This window comes from Faecalicatena orotica (assembly GCF_905197545.1).
Classification (GTDB): Bacteria; Bacillota; Clostridia; order Lachnospirales; family Lachnospiraceae; genus Faecalicatena_A; species Faecalicatena_A orotica.
Map to the genome: position 1 here is coordinate 700,483 of NZ_CAJJZH010000001.1, position 18,438 is coordinate 718,920.

The window sequence follows — 18,438 nt, forward strand, 5'->3', positions numbered from 1 at the left end:
AATTATGAATGAAGATTTAATATCTGTAATTGTGCCTGTATACAATGTTGCGCAATATTTACCGAGAATGATGAACAAACTTACTAAACAGACATACTCTAATATAGAGATTATATTAGTAGATGATGGTTCGGCGGACGATTCATATAATATTTGTAAACAGTATGCTAAAATGTTTAAATATATATTTACCTATCATAAAGCAAATGGAGGGGCTGCAAGTGCAAGAAACTATGGGTTTCTAAAATCGCAGGGTAAATATATAACATTTGTGGATGCTGATGATTGGGTTTCGGAAGATTATATAGAGTATTTATATAATTTATTACATCAAAATTTGGTGGATATTTCAGTATGTGGATATAAAAAGGTATACACTATTGAAAATATCAATAAAGATATTTCGGAGAAAGATATAAAGAATCTTACGTCAGAAGAAGCTTTAGAAGATTTACTTTACCGAAGACATTTAACAAATTCACCATGTTTAAAACTTATTAAAAGAGAAATATTTCAAAATGCTATGTTTCCTGAGGGAATGTTATATGAGGATTTGGCTGTAGTCTATCGTTGGTTTGATTTAAGCAATGGCGTAGTATATTCCCCATCTGTAAAATATTATTATTTTCAAAGGGAAGGAAGCAGTATGCATTCTGCCTTTAATGAAAAAAAATGGGATCGCATTCTGATTTCTAAAAAAATACTGGAATTTATAGAAGAGAAATATCCGAGTTTAATAAAAGCAGCAGAATCGAGAATGTTAATTTCTATATTACAAATGATACGAGAATTGCCGATGAGTCGCCAGTATAAAGAGCATAGGAGTGAATTGAAATATTATCTACGTAAACTGCGAAGTAGAGTTCTATTGGATCAAAAAGTAAGTATAACGACAAAAGTATTAGCATTATCAGCTTATCTTCCTTATGCTGTTTTAAAATGGATGGGCCTTATGTCAGGATGGTTTATAATGCATTTTAGAATTGTACAAAAATATTGAATTGTAGATATGGAGTAGAAAATGAAAAAACTAGGGATAGTTATTTTAAACTATATTAACTTTCAGGATACAATTGATTGCGTAGATAGTATTCTTAAGCAAGATTATATTAATTATAATATAATAATTGTCGATAATAAATCTTCAAACGAATCAATCGAAGAAATACGAAATAGGTTTGAGGGAAATACTAAAATCACCTTAATAGTAGCAGAGAAAAATGAAGGTTTTGCGAAAGGAAATAATCTTGGTATAAGATACGCTGTTGAAGAATTGAATTGTACAGATATATTCCTTTTAAATAGCGATACAGTATTATTAACAAAGGATGTACTTTCTTCAATGATGAACTGCTGTGGAAAAGGGATTGGATTAGTTAATCCTACTTGTATTGGTTGCAATAATAAGATACAAACTCCATATGGTAGATTCACTCAACATCTTTTTCTGGAAACATTAAGGGCGTTATTTAATATTTTTTCCGGTACAATTCAGAATATTTTTAAAATCAATTATGGTTTATCAAAGAGAATTAATGGGTACAATTTAGAACAGTTAGAGAGTCAAGGATATATAGTTCAGGGGGCAGCATATATATTAACGGCTGAGTTTTTTAAGTATTATAAACAACTATTTCCAAAAACCTTTTTATATGGTGAGGAACTAAATTTGGCATGGTATTTAGATAAAGTTGGATTAAGAACTATGGTAGATCAGAATGCAAAGATTCTGCATAAAGAAGGTGGTTCTACTGGAAATATAGGAACGAGAAAAATTATGAATAAATTTTGTAGGCAGTTGGCAAGCTTTTTTCATAGTTTACCAGTGTTTACATTAAATTATCAAAGAATTGTGAAAAGGTATAATTGAGGAAAATAGTGTGAAAGAAAGTAAATTAAACTAAAATCATGAAGTTGATATAAAAAATTTACTTAACGAATCTAATTAAGAAGATTCTAACTTTAGTGAATCGGGGTACACCTGTACATCAAGAGCAAAAGGGGAAACACTTTCATTACTATTTGTGCTGTCGCTTGGTGGCGGAATGGAGACTAATATGAATATACTATATGTAGCACATGAAACAGTTCTGGGCGGAGCTACTTTATCTTTACTTGGTATGATAGATGAATTAAAGAAAAATAATAAAGTGTATGTTCTAGTCAGAACGGACGAGGGACCATTGATAAATGAGTTAGAAAAAAGAAAGGTAACTATTATTTATACAAAGTTTTATTCATGGCTAATTCCAAAAGAAGTTAAGGGGATGAGAGGCAAGCTAATAATTATGATGCATCGCGTAGCATGTATCATAAATTATCTAAAAGCTTTATGCCTAAGAAAAAAAATTAGAAACTTTCATATTGACATAATTCATACGAATTCTAGTATTATAAATATGGGAGGAATATTATCAAAAATGTATAATATCCCTCATGTCTGGCATATAAGGGAATTTGGAAAAGAAGATTTTAATTTGTCATTTGTCTTTTCTGAAAGTTATTCATATCGTTATATTGAAAAGCACAGTGATAAAGTTATTTGTGTATCTGATGAACTTAAACGAAAATATTTACAATTTATTCCGGAAAATAAGGTGTTAAGAATATATAATGGAATTAGATTTCCAGAAAAAAAAATTAAAACATTTGAAAAAAAGGATAGATATAATTTGCTTATAGCGGGAAGGTTATCTGATGCTAAAGGCCAAAAAGAGGCAATGTTAGCTATTAGCTATTTGAAGAAAAAAGGAATTAATAATATATTTTTACATTTGGCCGGATCTGGAAATATTGAAATTTATAAGGCGGAAGCGATTAAATTGGGCATAGAGAGTCAAGTTACTTTTTATGGACATATAAATAATTTAAATCAATTACGTCGAATTATGGATATAGAACTTGTTTGTTCAAAAATGGAAGCTTTTGGAAGAGTGACGATAGAGGCAATGGCTAGTTGCCTTCCAGTAATAGGGGCGAATAGTGGTGGCACGAAAGAAATTATTAATAATGAAATCAATGGTTTATTATATACACAAGGTGATTTTAAAAATCTTGCTATGAAAATCGAGGCTTTAGTTGAAGATGAAGAGTATAGAAAAAGGATAGCAATGAAGGCTTTAGAGTATGTTCACCATAATTTCAGCGTTGAAAAAAATGCTAATCAAGTATATCAATGCTATTTAAATATTGGGGGAGAAAGTGGAAAGTTTAAAAATAAATAAAATAGAAAAAATTTATAAATATTCATTGAGAAGAGTAAGAGGATTAATAAAAAAGGTAGGATCTAATATTCAAGGTCGTTTACTTTGTGGTAAATCAGTAATGATAAAACATAGGAGCTTTATTTATAATTCAGGGGGAGGATTAGTTTTGGGAGATTATGTAGAAATAGATGGTTTTTCAAAAGAGGGCTTAAGATTTGGCGAAAACTGTTCAATAGGAAAATATTCTATAATGAGAGCTAGCAGTTCATATGAATGTCCAGGGGAAGGAATAAAAATAGGTAATAATTTTTGCTGTGGAGACTATTCTTTTTTTGGAGCATCTGGCGGAATAGTAATAGGAGATGATGTTCAGATGGGACAGGCCGTTCGTTTCCATGCTCAAAATCATAATTATAGTGGCACAGATCTAATTCGATTGCAAGGAGTAGAGAATAAAAGAATTACAATTGGAAATAATTGTTGGATTGGTTCTGGTTCAGTATTTCTTGCTGGTGTAAATATCGAATCAGGATGTGTTATAGGTGCAAATTCAGTTGTTACAAAAAGTTTTACAAAAAACAGTGTAATTGCAGGTAATCCTGCAAGAATAATTAAGAAAAGATAGGTATTGGAGAATGATGGATGAGTGTTAAGAAGAATTTAGCATTTAATATGTTGTATCAAGTATTAAATATGATCGTTCCTCTAGTAACTGCGCCCTATTTGGCACGAGTTGTTGGCGCAGAGGGAACTGGAATTTTTTCTTATTATTATTCTGTTGCAGGCTACTTTGTTCTATTTGGTATGGTGGGTATGAATAATTATGGAAATCGAAGTATTGCTATGGTTAGAGATAATAAAGATAAATTGTCAAAAGAATTTTGGGAGATTTATAGTGTTCAATTTGTAACAGCTTTACTTAGTTTAGCTATTTATATACTATTTGCCATGTCTATTCATTCACAAGAAAGAATTGTTGTCTGGATAAACATTTTATATGTTATTTCGGGTGTTTTTGATATTAACTGGTTTTTTTTTGGTATGGAACAATTTAAGTGGACTTCGATTAGAAGTGCTACAGTAAAAATTATATCATTAGTTGCAATTTTAGTATTTGTTAAGAAAAAAGAAGACTTATATATATATATATTAATATCAGCAGGTTCAATACTTATTAGTCAGTTAGTATTATGGCCCAGAATATTGAAAATGATAAAGTTTGAGCAACCTGAGTGGTCGGGAATAAAAAAGCATATTAAGCCTTCTATGATTCTATTTATACCAGTTGTTGCAGTTAGTTTATATAAAATGATGGATAAAGTTATGCTAGGTTTATTAAGTAGCCGAGTACAATCTGGGCTATATGAAAATGCAGAAAAAATTATTAATATTCCAATCGTTTTTATAAATGCACTTGGTACGGTAATGTTGCCTAAAATGTCAAATTTAATAGCTAATGGTGAATTTAATCGTAGCAAAATCTATATTAGAGACTCAATGCAATTTATCATGGCGCTAGCGTTGCCTATATCCATGGGGACAGCAGCAGTAGCTGAAAATTTTGCTCCTTTATTTTTTGGTGAGGAGTTTAGGGCTTGTGGAATATTAATAATGTGCCTTTCTCCAATTACAGTGTTTAATTCATGGGCAAATGTTTTAAGAACACAATATTTGATTCCAAATAAAAGGGACAGGGAATATACGGTGTCTGTTATTGTTGGAGCTGTTTTTAATGTTCTATTTAATAGTATCTTAATAACTAAAATAGGCGCATTAGGTGCGGTTATTGGAACACTGATAGCTGAATTTTCAGTTATGTTAGTTCAGACAATGTCCGTGACGAAAGAATTAGAGATTAGCACCTATTTGAAGGATTGTTGGATTTTTGTTGTTTCTGGATTAAGTATGTTTGTTGTGGTTTTCAAGTGTGGAGGGCTCTTTGGTGAAAATGTTAGTAGTTTGATTCTTCAAATCCTAATAGGTATAGCTATTTATGGGGGATTAACTTTGACTTTGTTTATTATATTTCAGCGTAATCGATTAATATATATGCTTGATATGATTAAAATAAGTGATAATGGCGGGAGGAGGAATTGATGAAAAGATTTTGGGGGCGATATAAATATCAGTTTACACTTTTTTTTATTGCGGTTGTACCACGTATAATTTTAAATATTTTTGCGTATCCTGTTAGAACTGGATCGGATGAGATTGCAACAATTTCAAATGGTGCCTTCTTTGCAGGGTATGATTGGTCAGAGGTTGTTTCACATGCTGGCTATTATGGATCAGGAATGACAATTCTATTTTCTCCGTTAATACGATTTATAAAGGACTCCGTTTGGTTATATCGAACGATGCTCATTTGTGAAAGTGTGTTTTATGGAATTAGTGCTTTGATTTGTAATTATATTATGTTAAAAATAATTGGTATAAAGGATAAAAAATATTGTTGCTTAGTTTCAGGTGTTTGTACATATGTTGTAGCGGTTAGAACTATGGTGGTTTATAATGAACATTTGTTACAACTTTTAGTATGGCTTTTGGTATTAGTAATATTAAAAGCCTGCAAAAATTTATCTTGCAATAAGAGAACTATTAAAAACACAGTTATTTGTGTATTGATAATAGTGTATGCACAAATTGTGCATACGCGAGCAATTATATTCTGGATTGCTCTTTTTATGGTAATACTGGTAGGAAGGGTTGTTTATAAAAAATGGATATTATCGTTACCTTTATTGTGCACTGCAGGATTACTAGGAAGGGTTGTATCCACCAAATTTATTGAATTCATGAAATCAAGCATTTGGTTAAAACAAGGGGAGGAGAGTTTAAGGAATTCTGCAATTGAGACAGCTTCTATTATAGATGTTCTTAGTCCAAGAACGTGGCATGCGTGGGGAAATATTATTTTAGGGCAGATAAATACAATTAATATTTTGACATGTGGTATATTTCTTGTTACTATTATAGCGTTTTTTTCTCTCTTTAGAATTCAAATAAGCGAGTGGAAACAACGAAAGATTTTTAAATATAGAGAGCAAAATTGTCATAAGTTAATGTTGATTTTGGGGACATTTTCTTTTACAGGTATTGTTGTAACTATTTTAGGGCAAGTTTTTTCATGGGGAATTTGGGCAACAGATGGGATGAGTTTAGGGATACCGAGTTATTCTTATGGGTTGAAAGGTTTTACTTATATCAGGTATTTCGTAATCTACTGCGGTCCTCTGATTATGATGTTTTTTGCGTGGATTTATTTAAAAAGGGATTGGTTCAGGAAATGGTTTAAAACAATATTTATAACATTTATTCTTTTACAATTATATTGGTTTATGGCAATTATTCCATATATCTATAAAAATGGTACTTTAACAGAAGTTTTTATCCCTTTTTCATTGTGGAATGAATCTAGAGAAATAGGAATTTCTTTGTTTTTACCTGCTTCTATTATTTGTTGCATCCTTTTGATTACTTTTTATTTTTTGTATAAAAAAAAGAAAATTTATTTGCCATTAATTATTGTGGGGATGGTTTTAATATTCCAATATATTTATAATGGGATAGTGTATGATTATAATAATTCATTGAAAACATATAGTCTGGCAGATTCTGGGTATGATCTTATTCAAAAAATGGAAAAGCAAATTGAACTACCAGAAGATATTTATGTTTTTGATGGAAGTGGAAAGGAAGATCATCAGAACTTTTATATATATCAATTTTTGTTGAAAGAATACCATATTATACCTAAGCTACCAAAAGAATCAAATGATGATTTGATAGTTTTTTCAGATCAGGTGCTAGAGGAAGAAATGTTAAAAATGGGTTATCAATATGCTCAACTTGATGATAATGAATATATATATATAAAAGGGAAAGTACTACAGGAAATAGTAGAAAACTGTGGAGTAAGGTTCTCGTCGTATTAATAACAAAAGAACGAAGTAATATTTTAGAGGGGAGTATTAGAGATGAAAACGGAATTAAAAAAGGTAATAATAATTGGTCCGGTATATCCATTTAAAGGTGGTATTTCACATTATACGGGAATGATGTATAAAACATTGAGTAAAAAGTATGAGGTGAAGATGCTATCATTTAAAATGCAATATCCTAAAATTTTATTCAAAAAAGAGCAAAAGGATTTCCAAAATGATAGTTTTAAGACAGAAAATACAAACTTTATTATAAATACAGCAAATCCTTTTAATTGGATGAAAGTCGGGCATGATATTAAGAAAATGGCTCCTGATTTAGTGATTTTTCAATGGTGGCATCCATATTTTTCACCTTGCTATTGGAGTTTATGCAAAATATTGGGAAAGATAAAGGTTTTATTTTTATGCCATAATGTTTTTCCACATGAACGTTTTCCTTTTGATCAAATTTTAACAAAAAAGGTACTGATGCAAGGCGATTATTTTATAATACAATCAAGAATGGATAAAGATGATTTAAAGGGGATTAAGCCAGATGCAAAGTGCATACAGACAGTTCATCCGACTTATAATGCATTTAAGTTTAAAAATATGGCACGAGCAGAGGCAAGGAGGATGCTAAATCTGAATGAGAATGAAAGGGTGTTGCTATTTTTTGGGTTTGTTCGAGAATATAAAGGGTTAAAGCATTTACTAAAAGCAATGTCAATTCTAAAAGAGACAGGTATGGATGCAAAACTATTGGTGGTGGGAGACTTTGGTGATGATAAACAAGATTATATAGACTTAATACAAAGTTTAAAAATAGAAGATACTTTAGAGATATATGATGGGTATATTCCAGATAAAGAAGTTGAAAAATATTTTGCAGCATGTGATTTAGTTGTACTTCCTTATGAATCTGCAACACAAAGTGGAATCGTGCAGATTGCTTATGGTTTCGAAAAACCTGTAGTAGTTACAGCAGTTGGGGGGCTTCCTGATGTAGTAAAAGATGGAAAAACTGGATATATAGTAGAGCCTAATAATCCCAATGCTATTAGTCAAGCAATTGTTAAGTATTTTCAAGAAGAAGCTTCGGAAAAGTTTAAAATGCATATACAAGATGAAGCCTATAAATATTCCTGGGACAGGATGTTGGAAACAATAGAAACATTATATGAAAGCTAGAGAGCTTGTGAAAAAAATCCCGAATTATGAGTGTGTGAAGAAAAGTCTGTAAATACTGATCTTCTATGATAATAATTGGGCTGATAGTACCTATTGGAGCTTTCAGCCCTTGTTTTATTTATAACAGTACATGCCGTTGCATGTCAAGGTACTTGCTATTTTGCGTTTACGCGCTGATATCCGTTTTTGGATACGTAGCAGTGATGGCCTCTTTGATACCGGTCAGGCCATCGGCACAAATGATCAGAATATCCTTTACGCCTCGATTTTTTAAGCAATTTAAAACAGCCAGCCAGTATTTGGAACTTTCGTTTTCACCGTAAACGCAAAATAGCAAGTACCTTGACATTTTTAGGCGGCTGCTCTGCAGCCACCTATATTTAAGCTTTACGGATTTCTGCCGGAAGCTTTTCTGACCATGGAAGAAGATCTTCCACGAATGCACAATCGGTGTCATCCATGTGTTGTGGAATCTCTTCTAAGAGATACTGTACATAATCAAAGGGCTTCAGATTGTTGGCTTTTGCTGTTTCTACAATACTATAAATGATCGCGGAAGCCTTGGCTCCATTGATGGTACCTATCATCTGCCAGTTTTTCTTCCCGATACAAAAGCCCCGGATCGCCCTTTCGGATGCATTATTATCTATTGGAACATCTCCATCTGTGAGAAATACCCGAAGATATTTTTCCTGGTTCAGAGCATAACCGACGGCATCTCCAAATTTATCCTTTCTGTTTTTCAGGTACGCAAAAAACGCATCCACAAGTGGTTTTATGACCGCTTGCCGCTGATTAAGCCGTTCATCAGAAGAAAGGTCATTCAACTTCCCTTCTTCCCGGTAGATTGCCTGGATCTGTTTCATCAGCAGAAACGCCTCGGATTCCTTTTGATGCGATATGTGGATCAGTTTCAAAGCTTCATCAAATCTGCGGCGGCAGTGAACCCAGCACCCGGCAATCGTCAGTTCTTCCAACTCCTTTTCTAAAGTATGGCAGACCTGATATCCATCTGTCACACAGATGCCATCATACCCTTTCAGGAATTCCCGTGGATGGGATGCATTTCTCGTCTGTTGATATTCATATAAGACAATCTGGCGGTTGTGATATAGATGTCCGGAACGATATACCCACATCCAGCTTTTGGAACCTGCTTTCCATCCATCATGGTTTACAAGCACCGGTGTTTCATCTGCCTGTATCACATGACAGGAATACAATTCTTCATGAAGGTGATCATAAAGAACCGATAAATATTCTTCTCCGAGACGAATGCACCAGTTTGCCATATGCTGTCTTGTGATCTGAAGACCATAGCGCTGGAATTCCTGTTCTAATCGATAGAGTGGTACTGCATTCACATACTTACCGTTGATGATCGCAGCTGCCAAAGATGGGGATACCAGACTTCCATGCAGCAAAGACTTTGGATGGTCTGCTTTGACCATATGTTCATCTGTTTTGCTGGCGTATACACCAATGTGATGTTCTTCCACTTCCACCTTGGCTGGCACGAAACGATATTTTCTGGAGATCGTATCCGGTAATTGTTTCCAGCCCTTCTCACCGAATTCTTCTTCCAATTCGGTCTCAGACAGATAGTGGTCGATCCGCCTGATCGGAAGTCCGGAAAGATCCGCTTCTTTCTTTCCTTTGCGTTTTGGCTGCCTGGGAGATCTGAGTTCCAGGTCTTCTGGTTCTGATACACTAAAATCAGATACAGCTTCGGCTTCGTTAAAAAATACAATGCTTCCATCCACTTCGCCAAAACGGATCTGACCGGTATCCTCCATCTTTTCAGAAGATCTGCCAAAACGGTTCTGTTTACCAAGGATCACCTGTTCCATCAGGAGCTGCATTTTTTCATTCGATGCATGAAGTTCCCTTGTTAAGGCTTCCAACTGTTCCTGCTGCTACAAAAGCAGATGGATAAGAAACGACTTATCAACTGTATTTAATTGTTCTTCCGTATACTTGACTGCCATAACCGAACCTCACTTTCCTGAGTGGTATTATAGCAGAAACGGCAGATTTTCGCCATTTTTGATTTCTGTCACCTTCGTCATTTTGATGGTGGATAACCGTTATGAATACCTGAAAAGAAGCGCTGAAAATCCAGATATTTATGACGGTTATCCACAATCCGAAAAGTTTTTGAGTCATGTAAATGTAAAAGCTCACATGGAACTTTTAGGATGTGAATAACTTTAAATTTTATATTGCACAGGATAAATCGACAGAAATAAAAATGATCTTATTTTCGCTGTTTTGCACAAATCACATGGAAAACACCGGCTCCGGAACTTCTTCAATCGGACTCCTGGCAATGATTTCCAATCCCTGCATCAACATTTGATACTGGTCTGCGGTAATCTCCAGTGCTTCGTCTTTTGTGCGCGGCCATCGAAAGTTACCGTTTTCAATCCTCTTGTACAGAAGGAGGAACCCATCGCCTTCCCAGAGGAGTCCTTTTATCCGGTCAGTACGCCTGCCACAAAACAAGAATAATGTATGTTTATCATAAGGATCGAGATGGAACTGGAAACGTATGGTCCTGGCAAGACCATCAATTCCTCTGCGAAGATCCGTAAAGCCAGTGGCTATGTATACTTTTTTGAATCCTGTACCATCATTGAGCATCCATCATCACTCCCAAAAGTGTATGAAGAAAGGAAGCAGATGCCTGGTCTGTGATCTCCAATGTGAGGTGGTTTCTACCTTTGATCATAGCAACGGTTTTATGATCCGGTGCTATATTTTCTGACTGGATAGGAGAAGAAGGAACTTCTATAAAATCTGGTGTGTTGTCAGCAGCTGCCAGAAAAGCTTCCCGAACTTTTCGGAGTCTCCAGTAATAACTCGCTTTCGTCATGTCGTGCAGCTGGCACCATTCATCAATTTTCATACCCTGTGGGCGATTTTGGAAATCCCTGACCAGTTCGGCCCATTCACTCAAACGAGTTTGCTGTGCAACTAAACTTGTATGAGATTTCATGACTCACCTCCTGTAGTCTGGTCAAAAAAGTTGAGTACTAAACTTTTTTGACTTTATAGTGATGAGTCTATTATCTCACATATGATGATTTTGAAAAGGTACTTACTATTTGGCGTTTACTCAATATCGATGCCTGACATCAGCCAGTCGAACTCCCGCCATGTAAGATTCCGGACTTCGGATTTATTTCCTGGCCATCTGTAAGATCTCTGGGCAGTCAGTCTTTTGTAGATCATAACCATCCCGTCCGGTTCTTTAAAAATGGCTTTGATCCGGTCACATTTGCGACCGCAGAAAAGAAAGAGGGCATGGTCAATCTCCATCGAAAACTGTTCCTGAATAATCGCACATAACCCATCAATGGACTTGCGCATATCTGTTCTTCCGCAAACGATATAGATTGCATCAACACTTGAGATATCCGCTAACATAATGACTCCTTTAGCGTATCCATGAGTATCTTCAGAAGCACCGGTTTGATTTCGTTACTCATTCGTATCAGAAATCCGTCTGCTTCGATTTCAATCGTATGTAAATTGTCAAGGTGCATAGGACTGCCTCCATTATCTGAAATCCGTTCTGCCGGAGAAGACTCCGGTTCTATAGCAATCTGAACCACATCCTGTTTATGGGATGTAAGATCAAGAGTGCTGGCTTTTCCAACTGGACCCGGTATCTGACAGGCTTTTTTACGGAGACGGGTAACTGCATTGTAAAAACAGCTGGGAGATATCCCGTGTTCATTACACCATGCAGCATCTGTCAGGCCACTTTGCCTGCATTTAGTTACCAAATCCATCCATTCTTCCAGAGAGCGCCCTGAAGCACGTTTGTAACTCATAATAAAACCTCCAAATGTATCGAATTTCTATCTCCTATCAGGCGGAGTGTAGTAAAAATCTATTTACTATCATTATGAGTTCAAAAACGTAGACAGTAAAGCTACCTAAGATTTAAGCGCCTTACACTTTGTGTACTGGTTACTTTTCTCTTGCCATAATAAAGGCCTCCTATGATTTTTTATTTTACCATAAAAGACCCTTTAAAAATTTTATTTACAGATAAATTTTCACATGCTCCGAATCATTATAATATACTTTCAGAATAGTGGCTTTTCTTAATCTCAGATAATAAATCTTTTATTTTGCCACATTCATTTTTGGTACAAATTAACAAAGAATCTTCAGTATCAACGATTATCAAGTTTTCTATACCAATGGTTCCTATTAACCGTTGACTTCCTTCAATAATACAATTGTGTGTATCAATAGAAATTATAGATCCTTTCTTTATATTATTATCTACATCAGTTGCATTGTGCCTTTCCAAAGCCAACCATGAGCCGACATCATCCCATCCAAAATTTTCTGGAATAGTATATATATTTGAGGCATGTTCCATAATAGCATAATCTATAGATTCTGATTTACATTCAATAAATGTATCATGCAATACCGTATTTTCTTGATCACTTCCGAGTGCAGCTTTGATTTTTAATAATTTTTGATATGTATCAGGAATATACCGTGCTATATTATCAAGAATGGATGATATCTTCCAGATAAACATACCGCTGTTCCACAAATAATTTCCTTTATCAAGATATTCTTCAGCTAAGTCTACACTTGGTTTTTCAACAAATTGATCAACAGAATATCCTCCCATAAATTCTTGTGAAGAATTATATTTAATATACCCATAACCTGTCTCGGGATAATTTGGAGTTATTCCTAATGTTACGAGATTAGAGCCTGAATTTGCAATGGTACTCGCCTTATCTAAAGAATCAATAAAACGTTTTGGGTTTTTAATTAAATGATCTGATGGTAATACATACATAATAGCCTCTTCATATTTTTTTGAAATATATAAGGCCCCTAGGCCAATACAAGGAGCAGTGTTCCTTGCGGCAGGTTCGCAAATAATGTTTGAGATGGGAATACCGGGTAATTGTTGCTGAACGAGATCCTTATAGATCTTGTTCGTAACGATATAAATATCCTCTATATCAACTAGCGGTAGTATTCTTTTTACAGTTAGCTGAATCATTGTTTGGTCATCGTCTGTTAGTGATAGAAATTGTTTGGGCAATGCTTTACGGCTTTTAGGCCAAAAACGTTCTCCTTTGCCACCGGCCATTATTAGTGCAGTTTTTTTCATTCTTTTTCTCCTTATTTTTGTGATGATTGTAATGCAGTTATTTCATTGATAAACCGCTACTTTAAACACTTAGACACGATCATGTAAAACAGCAAGTGAGTCAATACATTATCAAGAAGAATTATAAAAGCGGAGTGGAAGTTATTGTTTACAAGTCTATTTATAAACAATAACAATATCATACTATAATTGAGAAAGGAAGACAAGAAATCCTTGGAGTTTGTTAGAAAATATGATAAAATTATACAGAATTGTTGAAAGGATGGTTAGGCCATGACGTATAAAGAAAGATATAGGATTTGGACAGAAAATACATATTTTGATAGAAAAACAAGAGAAGAGTTGCAGAACTTACAAGATGAAAAAGAGATAGAAGATCGCTTTTATAAGGAATTAGATTTTGGGACCGGAGGGTTAAGGGGAATCATAGGTTCCGGGACTAATCGGATGAATATTTACACGGTGAGAAAAGCAACACAAGGTTTGGCTAATTTTATTATCAAGGAAAACGGATCAGCACAAGGAGTTGCTATTGCATATGATTCTAGAATTATGTCAAAGGAGTTTGCAGAAGAAACAGCATTATGTTTATGTGCTAACGAAATAAAGGTGTATCTATTTGAATCATTAAGACCTGCGCCGGAATTGTCATTTGCAGTGAGACAACTTGGATGTATTGCTGGTGTAGTGATTACAGCAAGTCATAATCCGGCAGAGTATAACGGATACAAAGTGTATTGGTCGGACGGGGCTCAAATTACTTCGCCAAAGGATAAACAAATTATTAGGGAAGTAAATGCTGTAAGTGAATATAGTAGCGTGAAAACGATAGATAAAGAGTCAGCAATTGCTGAGGGATTATTGATTTACATAGGCGATGATATAGATACTCAGTATATAAGGGAACTCAAACAGCTGATTTTGAATTCAGAGGCAATATCAGAAATGGCGGAGCAATTAAAGATCGTGTATACGCCGCTGCATGGAACGGGAAATCTCTTGGTTAGAAGAATTTTAAAGGAGATTGGTTTTCATAAAGTTTTTGTGGTTCAGGAACAGGAACTGCCAGATGGTAATTTTAGTACAGTACCATATCCTAATCCGGAAGATCACAGAGCATTTGAATTGGCATTAGAATTGGCTAAAGAAGTGGATGCAGATATTATTTTAGCGACAGATCCTGATGCAGACCGTCTGGGTGTATATGCAAAAGACAGTGAAACAAATGAGTATATACCATTTACTGGAAATATGTCAGGCTTGTTAATTGCAGAGTATCAATTAGCTGAAAAGAAAAAACAAGGAATGTTGCCAGCAAATGGAACATTGGTTAAAACAATAGTCTCATCTGACATGGCAAATGAAATAGCGGAGGAATATAAGGTACATTTAATAGAAGTATTGACAGGATTTAAGTATATTGGGGAACAGATAAAATGGTTTGAGGAGTCTGGAAAGTATGAATATTTATTTGGTTATGAAGAAAGTTACGGATGCCTTCTTGGAACGTATGCCAGAGATAAAGATGCTGTAGTTGCATCTATGGTTTTGTGTGAGGCAGCTGCATACTATCAGAAACAAGGGATGACCTTATGGGATCAAATGCAGAATATTTATAAAAAGTATGGATATTACAAGGAAGATTTATTATCTATAACATTAAAGGGAATAGATGGTGTAGAAAGAATCAAGGAGATTCTAAAGAATTTAAGGGAAATGCCGCCTACGAAACTAGCTGATTATGAGGTGCTGGCAATCAGAGATTACCAACAGCGGGTACGATATGAATTGAAAACTAAATGCGAAGAACAATTAGAACTGCCACAATCTAATGTTCTTTATTATGAACTAAATAATAATGCATGGTGCTGTGTGAGACCTTCTGGAACTGAACCCAAAGTGAAAGTTTACTTGGGGGTAAAAGAGAAAGATATTAAGCAAGCAGATAAAAAAATACAGGAATTGAAAGAAGCCTTATTGAGCATTATGGAACAAGAGGATTAAAGATGAAATGTTTAGTATTAGCAGGTGGAAAAGGAAATAGTTTGTGGCCGTTGTCGCGGGAAAAGTATCCTAAGCAGTTTATGAATATCAAAGAAAACCGGTCACTATTTCAAGAAACCATCGCAAGAAATTTACCCTTTTGTGAGGAATTTCTCATTGTTACAAATGAAGATTATCACTTTATAGTTGAAAGTCAGATGCAGATATTTCAAGGGGTAAAGTATAGATGTTTTTTGGAAAGTGAAAAAAAGGGAACAGCACCATCTATTATGGTGGTTAGTATGTGCTGTAATCCCTCAGAGACTATTTATGTTGTTTCCTCAGATCATCAAATTGATAATTTATATTATAAAGAAGCAATTGTAGCCGCACAGAGTTTAACAAAAGCCGCTTCGGCAGTTATATTTGGTATTACGCCGGAAGAGGCTGATACAAATTTTGGATATCTATTATCAAAAGAGAATAGAGTCATCCGGTTTCATGAGAAGCCACAGCAGAATATAGCAGAACAATATATTAAGCAGGGATTCCTATGGAATGGTGGAAATATGCTGTTTATTGTTAAAAACTTTTTGCAGGAAATGAAGAAGTTAAATCCAATCTTATTTAAATCATGTAAGCAGATTCAGGATGGGATAAAAGGAGAATTGAGAACAATTCATTTACCCTTTGCTAGGCTTCAAGAGTTTCCCATAATGTCCATTGAGCATAATTTTTTAGAACAAAGCAAAAATATTTATGCAGTTCAGGCTAAGTATAAGTGGAGAGACATTGGGAATTTTGATACATTATTGAGCTGGAATCAGTCACTTAAACAAAATACGGTTCTCGAGAACTGTAATAATACTCAAATTATTAATGAATCAGATAATAAACTTGTAGTGGTTAATAACATAGATGATGCCTTAGTAGTGAATACCGATGACGCTATTCTGATAACTTCAAAGGCTGAGGCTAACAGAAGAAAACGTGTAATAAAAAATCATGTTGAGGAATATAATGATTTTTTTGAGAATAGTAGTGTACGGTATCGGGCATGGGGAAAGTATGAAAATTTGACAAGAGGAGACGGATATAAGGTAAAGAAAGTAACTTTGAGTGCCGGAAAGTCTTTTAATAGTCATAAGCATAATTTCAGAAGTGAACATTGGTCTATCGTCAAAGGCGTTGCTACAGTTATTATCGAAGAAGAGAAGAAAGATTATTTGCCTAACAGCAGCATATTTGTTCCGGCAGGTAAAGTGCATTGTATAGCTAATAATACAAATGAAGACGTGGTTATTGTAGAGGTATCAGTCGGTGAAGATATTAAAGAAGAGGATACCATATCGCTTCAAACCGATAGAAAGATAATGAATAGACAACATGACCTATTAGTTAAAATGGAGCCTTGTTTTAAAGATTATTTATGGGGAGGAAATAAACTAAGAGATAAATATCATAAGAAGTGTGATTATGATATTGTTGCTGAGAGTTGGGAAATTTCTGCACATAATTCGGGACAAAGTTCTGTTGCAGAAGGTCAGAATAAGGGCCTGCTGTTTAGCGAGTATCTTGATATTATAGGTAAAGAAGAATGGGGATGGAAATGTCAGGCGTTCGATAAATTTCCATTAATGATCAAGTTTATTGATGCAAAACAAAATCTTTCGGTTCAGGTACACCCTGAAGATGAATATGCTTTGCGGGTAGAGGAACAGTATGGGAAAAATGAAATGTGGCATGTTGTAGAATGCGATGAAAATTCCTATCTATATTGCGGATTAAAAGAAGATATTTTAAAGGAACAGTTGAAGAAAGCACTAAAAGAAGGCACAATTTTGGATATCCTAAATAAGATACCGGTAAAGAAAGGAGATACATTTTTTATCGAAGCAGGAACAATACATGCGATAGGAGCTGGAATTTTAGTTTGTGAAATCCAACAAAATTCAGATGTTACATATAGGCTCTATGATTATGGTCGGAAAGATGAATATGGGAATTATAGACAGTTGCATATAAAACAGGCATTAGATGTTGCAAACTTAAAAAAATGGAAAAATTTCAGGAATACTAAATTACCAGCGTCATTTGTTATGGATTCAGAAATTGAACTGATAGGAGAATGCAAATATTTTCAATGTGTTAAATATACAGTGTCAGGTTATCTAGAGGTTATGAATGACGAATCATCATTTCGGACAATTACCGTTTTGAGAGGTAGCGGAGACATTGTATATGGGGAAAATAAATATGCATTTCAAATAGGAGACAATTTCTTTTTATGTGCCGGTAAACAAAAATTATATGTGCATGGAAATTGTGAGCTAATTATAACAACAGTTTAAGAAATAACATTTGTTTTCTTCGTAAACGCTCATAGTAAATGCGTGGATATCATACTACAGATTTGAGATAATAGACATATTATGTTGAAAAAGTTGAACCTCAATTTATTGGACATCTCAGGGATATGATAGTATCAACTTATGGGGAGGACTATTACTGGATTAGTCTTTTAATTCATGAGTAATGATTCATAAAACTAAAAGTTTTTTAAAGGAACATAAGATCACGTATAAAATCACCTATCATGTCAGTACAGATCAATGGTCCAAAAGTGGTATGAATAAATTATGATTTACGATATATTTAAAGAGTGAAAAAATTGAATGGGGATGTACAAAGTGGAAAAAAGAATTTTAATATTGACTTTGTTGATATTAACGACATTCACATCAATATTTAATACATTTAATTTTTCATCCCTAGATTGGTGGCGACAGCCATCTCTAACAACAGAATACTATCATCTTCTTCCATCATGGTGGACTTCTATATACGTAAAATGAAAATTCAGGTCGAATCTGGATTTCTGTCAAAAACTTGATTTTAGGATGAAAAAAGTATAAGATAGCATAGAGAGAAAACAAGGGGGATAAAAATTAGCAGGATGATTCATGGGATGATCCAG

The 18,438-nt window shown here is 34.3% G+C and carries 14 protein-coding genes and 2 pseudogenes; 9 read left to right on the forward strand and 7 right to left on the reverse strand.

Features of this window, described 5'->3' with window-relative positions; all coding sequences use genetic code 11:
* The first annotated feature begins 4 nt into the window (after window positions 1-4).
* From ABIN22_RS03040 to ABIN22_RS03070, 7 genes are all read left to right on the forward strand, one after another.
* The gene (locus ABIN22_RS03040) at window positions 5-1,000 is read left to right on the forward strand and encodes a glycosyltransferase family 2 protein (RefSeq protein ID WP_346906479.1); all 996 of its coding nucleotides are present in this window, start codon (window positions 5-7) and stop codon (window positions 998-1,000) included.
* A gap of 21 nt (window positions 1,001-1,021) precedes the next feature.
* Window positions 1,022-1,870 (forward strand): glycosyltransferase, encoded by an 849-nt coding sequence (locus tag ABIN22_RS03045; RefSeq protein ID WP_346906481.1) that lies wholly within the window; start codon window positions 1,022-1,024, stop codon window positions 1,868-1,870.
* A gap of 154 nt (window positions 1,871-2,024) precedes the next feature.
* Window positions 2,025-3,224, forward strand: a complete 1,200-nt coding sequence (locus ABIN22_RS03050) for a glycosyltransferase family 4 protein (protein ID WP_346906483.1) — start codon at window positions 2,025-2,027, stop codon at window positions 3,222-3,224.
* Window positions 3,190-3,831 carry an acyltransferase gene (locus ABIN22_RS03055; RefSeq protein WP_346906485.1) on the forward strand — a complete coding sequence of 214 codons (642 nt, stop codon included), beginning with the start codon at window positions 3,190-3,192 and terminating at the stop codon, window positions 3,829-3,831. The genes ABIN22_RS03050 and ABIN22_RS03055 overlap by 35 nt, the downstream gene beginning before the upstream one ends.
* Window positions 3,832-3,848: 17 nt before the next feature.
* On the forward strand, window positions 3,849-5,303 hold the full coding sequence (locus ABIN22_RS03060; protein WP_346906487.1) for a flippase: 1,455 nt from the start codon (window positions 3,849-3,851) through the stop codon (window positions 5,301-5,303).
* Window positions 5,303-7,141, forward strand: coding sequence for a hypothetical protein (locus tag ABIN22_RS03065; RefSeq protein ID WP_346906489.1), 1,839 nt, complete (start codon window positions 5,303-5,305; stop codon window positions 7,139-7,141). Before ABIN22_RS03060 ends, ABIN22_RS03065 begins: the two co-directional genes overlap by 1 nt.
* A gap of 42 nt (window positions 7,142-7,183) precedes the next feature.
* Entirely contained in the window at window positions 7,184-8,320 is a 1,137-nt protein-coding gene (locus ABIN22_RS03070; protein ID WP_346906491.1) for a glycosyltransferase, read from the forward strand.
* A gap of 175 nt (window positions 8,321-8,495) precedes the next feature.
* On the opposite strand, the pseudogene ABIN22_RS03075 reads toward ABIN22_RS03070, so the two are convergent.
* From ABIN22_RS03075 to ABIN22_RS03105, 7 genes and pseudogenes are all read right to left on the reverse strand, one after another.
* Window positions 8,496-8,639 (reverse strand): annotated as a pseudogene (locus ABIN22_RS03075) (transposase); the annotation flags it as partial.
* A gap of 61 nt (window positions 8,640-8,700) precedes the next feature.
* Window positions 8,701-10,308 (reverse strand): annotated as a pseudogene (gene tnpC, locus ABIN22_RS03080) (IS66 family transposase).
* Window positions 10,309-10,600: 292 nt separating this feature from the next.
* Entirely contained in the window at window positions 10,601-10,963 is a 363-nt protein-coding gene (tnpB, locus tag ABIN22_RS03085) for an IS66 family insertion sequence element accessory protein TnpB (protein ID WP_346906493.1), read from the reverse strand.
* The gene (locus ABIN22_RS03090) at window positions 10,953-11,318 is read right to left on the reverse strand and encodes an IS66 family insertion sequence element accessory protein TnpB (protein ID WP_346906495.1); all 366 of its coding nucleotides are present in this window, start codon (window positions 11,316-11,318) and stop codon (window positions 10,953-10,955) included. The genes tnpB (ABIN22_RS03085) and ABIN22_RS03090 overlap by 11 nt, the downstream gene beginning before the upstream one ends.
* 116 nt (window positions 11,319-11,434) lie before the next feature.
* On the reverse strand, window positions 11,435-11,749 hold the full coding sequence (tnpB, locus tag ABIN22_RS03095; RefSeq protein ID WP_346906497.1) for an IS66 family insertion sequence element accessory protein TnpB: 315 nt from the start codon (window positions 11,747-11,749) through the stop codon (window positions 11,435-11,437).
* Entirely contained in the window at window positions 11,743-12,159 is a 417-nt protein-coding gene (tnpA, locus tag ABIN22_RS03100; protein ID WP_346906499.1) for an IS66 family insertion sequence element accessory protein TnpA, read from the reverse strand. Before tnpA ends, tnpB (ABIN22_RS03095) begins: the two co-directional genes overlap by 7 nt.
* 245 nt (window positions 12,160-12,404) lie before the next feature.
* Window positions 12,405-13,478: a mannose-1-phosphate guanylyltransferase gene (locus tag ABIN22_RS03105; protein WP_346906501.1), complete on the reverse strand. Its 1,074-nt coding sequence runs from the start codon at window positions 13,476-13,478 to the stop codon at window positions 12,405-12,407.
* Window positions 13,479-13,751: 273 nt separating this feature from the next.
* On the opposite strand from ABIN22_RS03105, the gene ABIN22_RS03110 reads away from it, so the two are divergent.
* The gene (locus ABIN22_RS03110) at window positions 13,752-15,482 is read left to right on the forward strand and encodes a phospho-sugar mutase (protein ID WP_346906503.1); all 1,731 of its coding nucleotides are present in this window, start codon (window positions 13,752-13,754) and stop codon (window positions 15,480-15,482) included.
* 2 nt (window positions 15,483-15,484) lie between these two features.
* Window positions 15,485-17,812 (forward strand): type I phosphomannose isomerase catalytic subunit, encoded by a 2,328-nt coding sequence (locus ABIN22_RS03115; protein ID WP_346906505.1) that lies wholly within the window; start codon window positions 15,485-15,487, stop codon window positions 17,810-17,812.
* Window positions 17,813-18,438 lie beyond the last annotated feature (626 nt).

Bases quoted from the DNA above. Each gene is read 5' to 3' on its own strand.
- ABIN22_RS03040 (WP_346906479.1), top strand. From the start codon at position 5: ATGAATGAAGATTTAATATCTGTAATTGTGCCTGTATACAATGTTGCG.
- ABIN22_RS03045 (WP_346906481.1), top strand. From the start codon at position 1,022: ATGAAAAAACTAGGGATAGTTATTTTAAACTATATTAACTTTCAGGAT.
- ABIN22_RS03060 (WP_346906487.1), top strand. From the start codon at position 3,849: ATGAGTGTTAAGAAGAATTTAGCATTTAATATGTTGTATCAAGTATTA.
- ABIN22_RS03065 (WP_346906489.1), top strand. From the start codon at position 5,303: ATGAAAAGATTTTGGGGGCGATATAAATATCAGTTTACACTTTTTTTT.
- ABIN22_RS03070 (WP_346906491.1), top strand. From the start codon at position 7,184: ATGAAAACGGAATTAAAAAAGGTAATAATAATTGGTCCGGTATATCCA.
- tnpB (WP_346906493.1), bottom strand. From the start codon at position 10,963: ATGCTCAATGATGGTACAGGATTCAAAAAAGTATACATAGCCACTGGC.
- ABIN22_RS03090 (WP_346906495.1), bottom strand. From the start codon at position 11,318: ATGAAATCTCATACAAGTTTAGTTGCACAGCAAACTCGTTTGAGTGAA.
- tnpB (WP_346906497.1), bottom strand. From the start codon at position 11,749: ATGTTAGCGGATATCTCAAGTGTTGATGCAATCTATATCGTTTGCGGA.
- tnpA (WP_346906499.1), bottom strand. From the start codon at position 12,159: ATGAGTTACAAACGTGCTTCAGGGCGCTCTCTGGAAGAATGGATGGAT.
- ABIN22_RS03105 (WP_346906501.1), bottom strand. From the start codon at position 13,478: ATGAAAAAAACTGCACTAATAATGGCCGGTGGCAAAGGAGAACGTTTT.
- ABIN22_RS03110 (WP_346906503.1), top strand. From the start codon at position 13,752: ATGACGTATAAAGAAAGATATAGGATTTGGACAGAAAATACATATTTT.
- ABIN22_RS03115 (WP_346906505.1), top strand. From the start codon at position 15,485: ATGAAATGTTTAGTATTAGCAGGTGGAAAAGGAAATAGTTTGTGGCCG.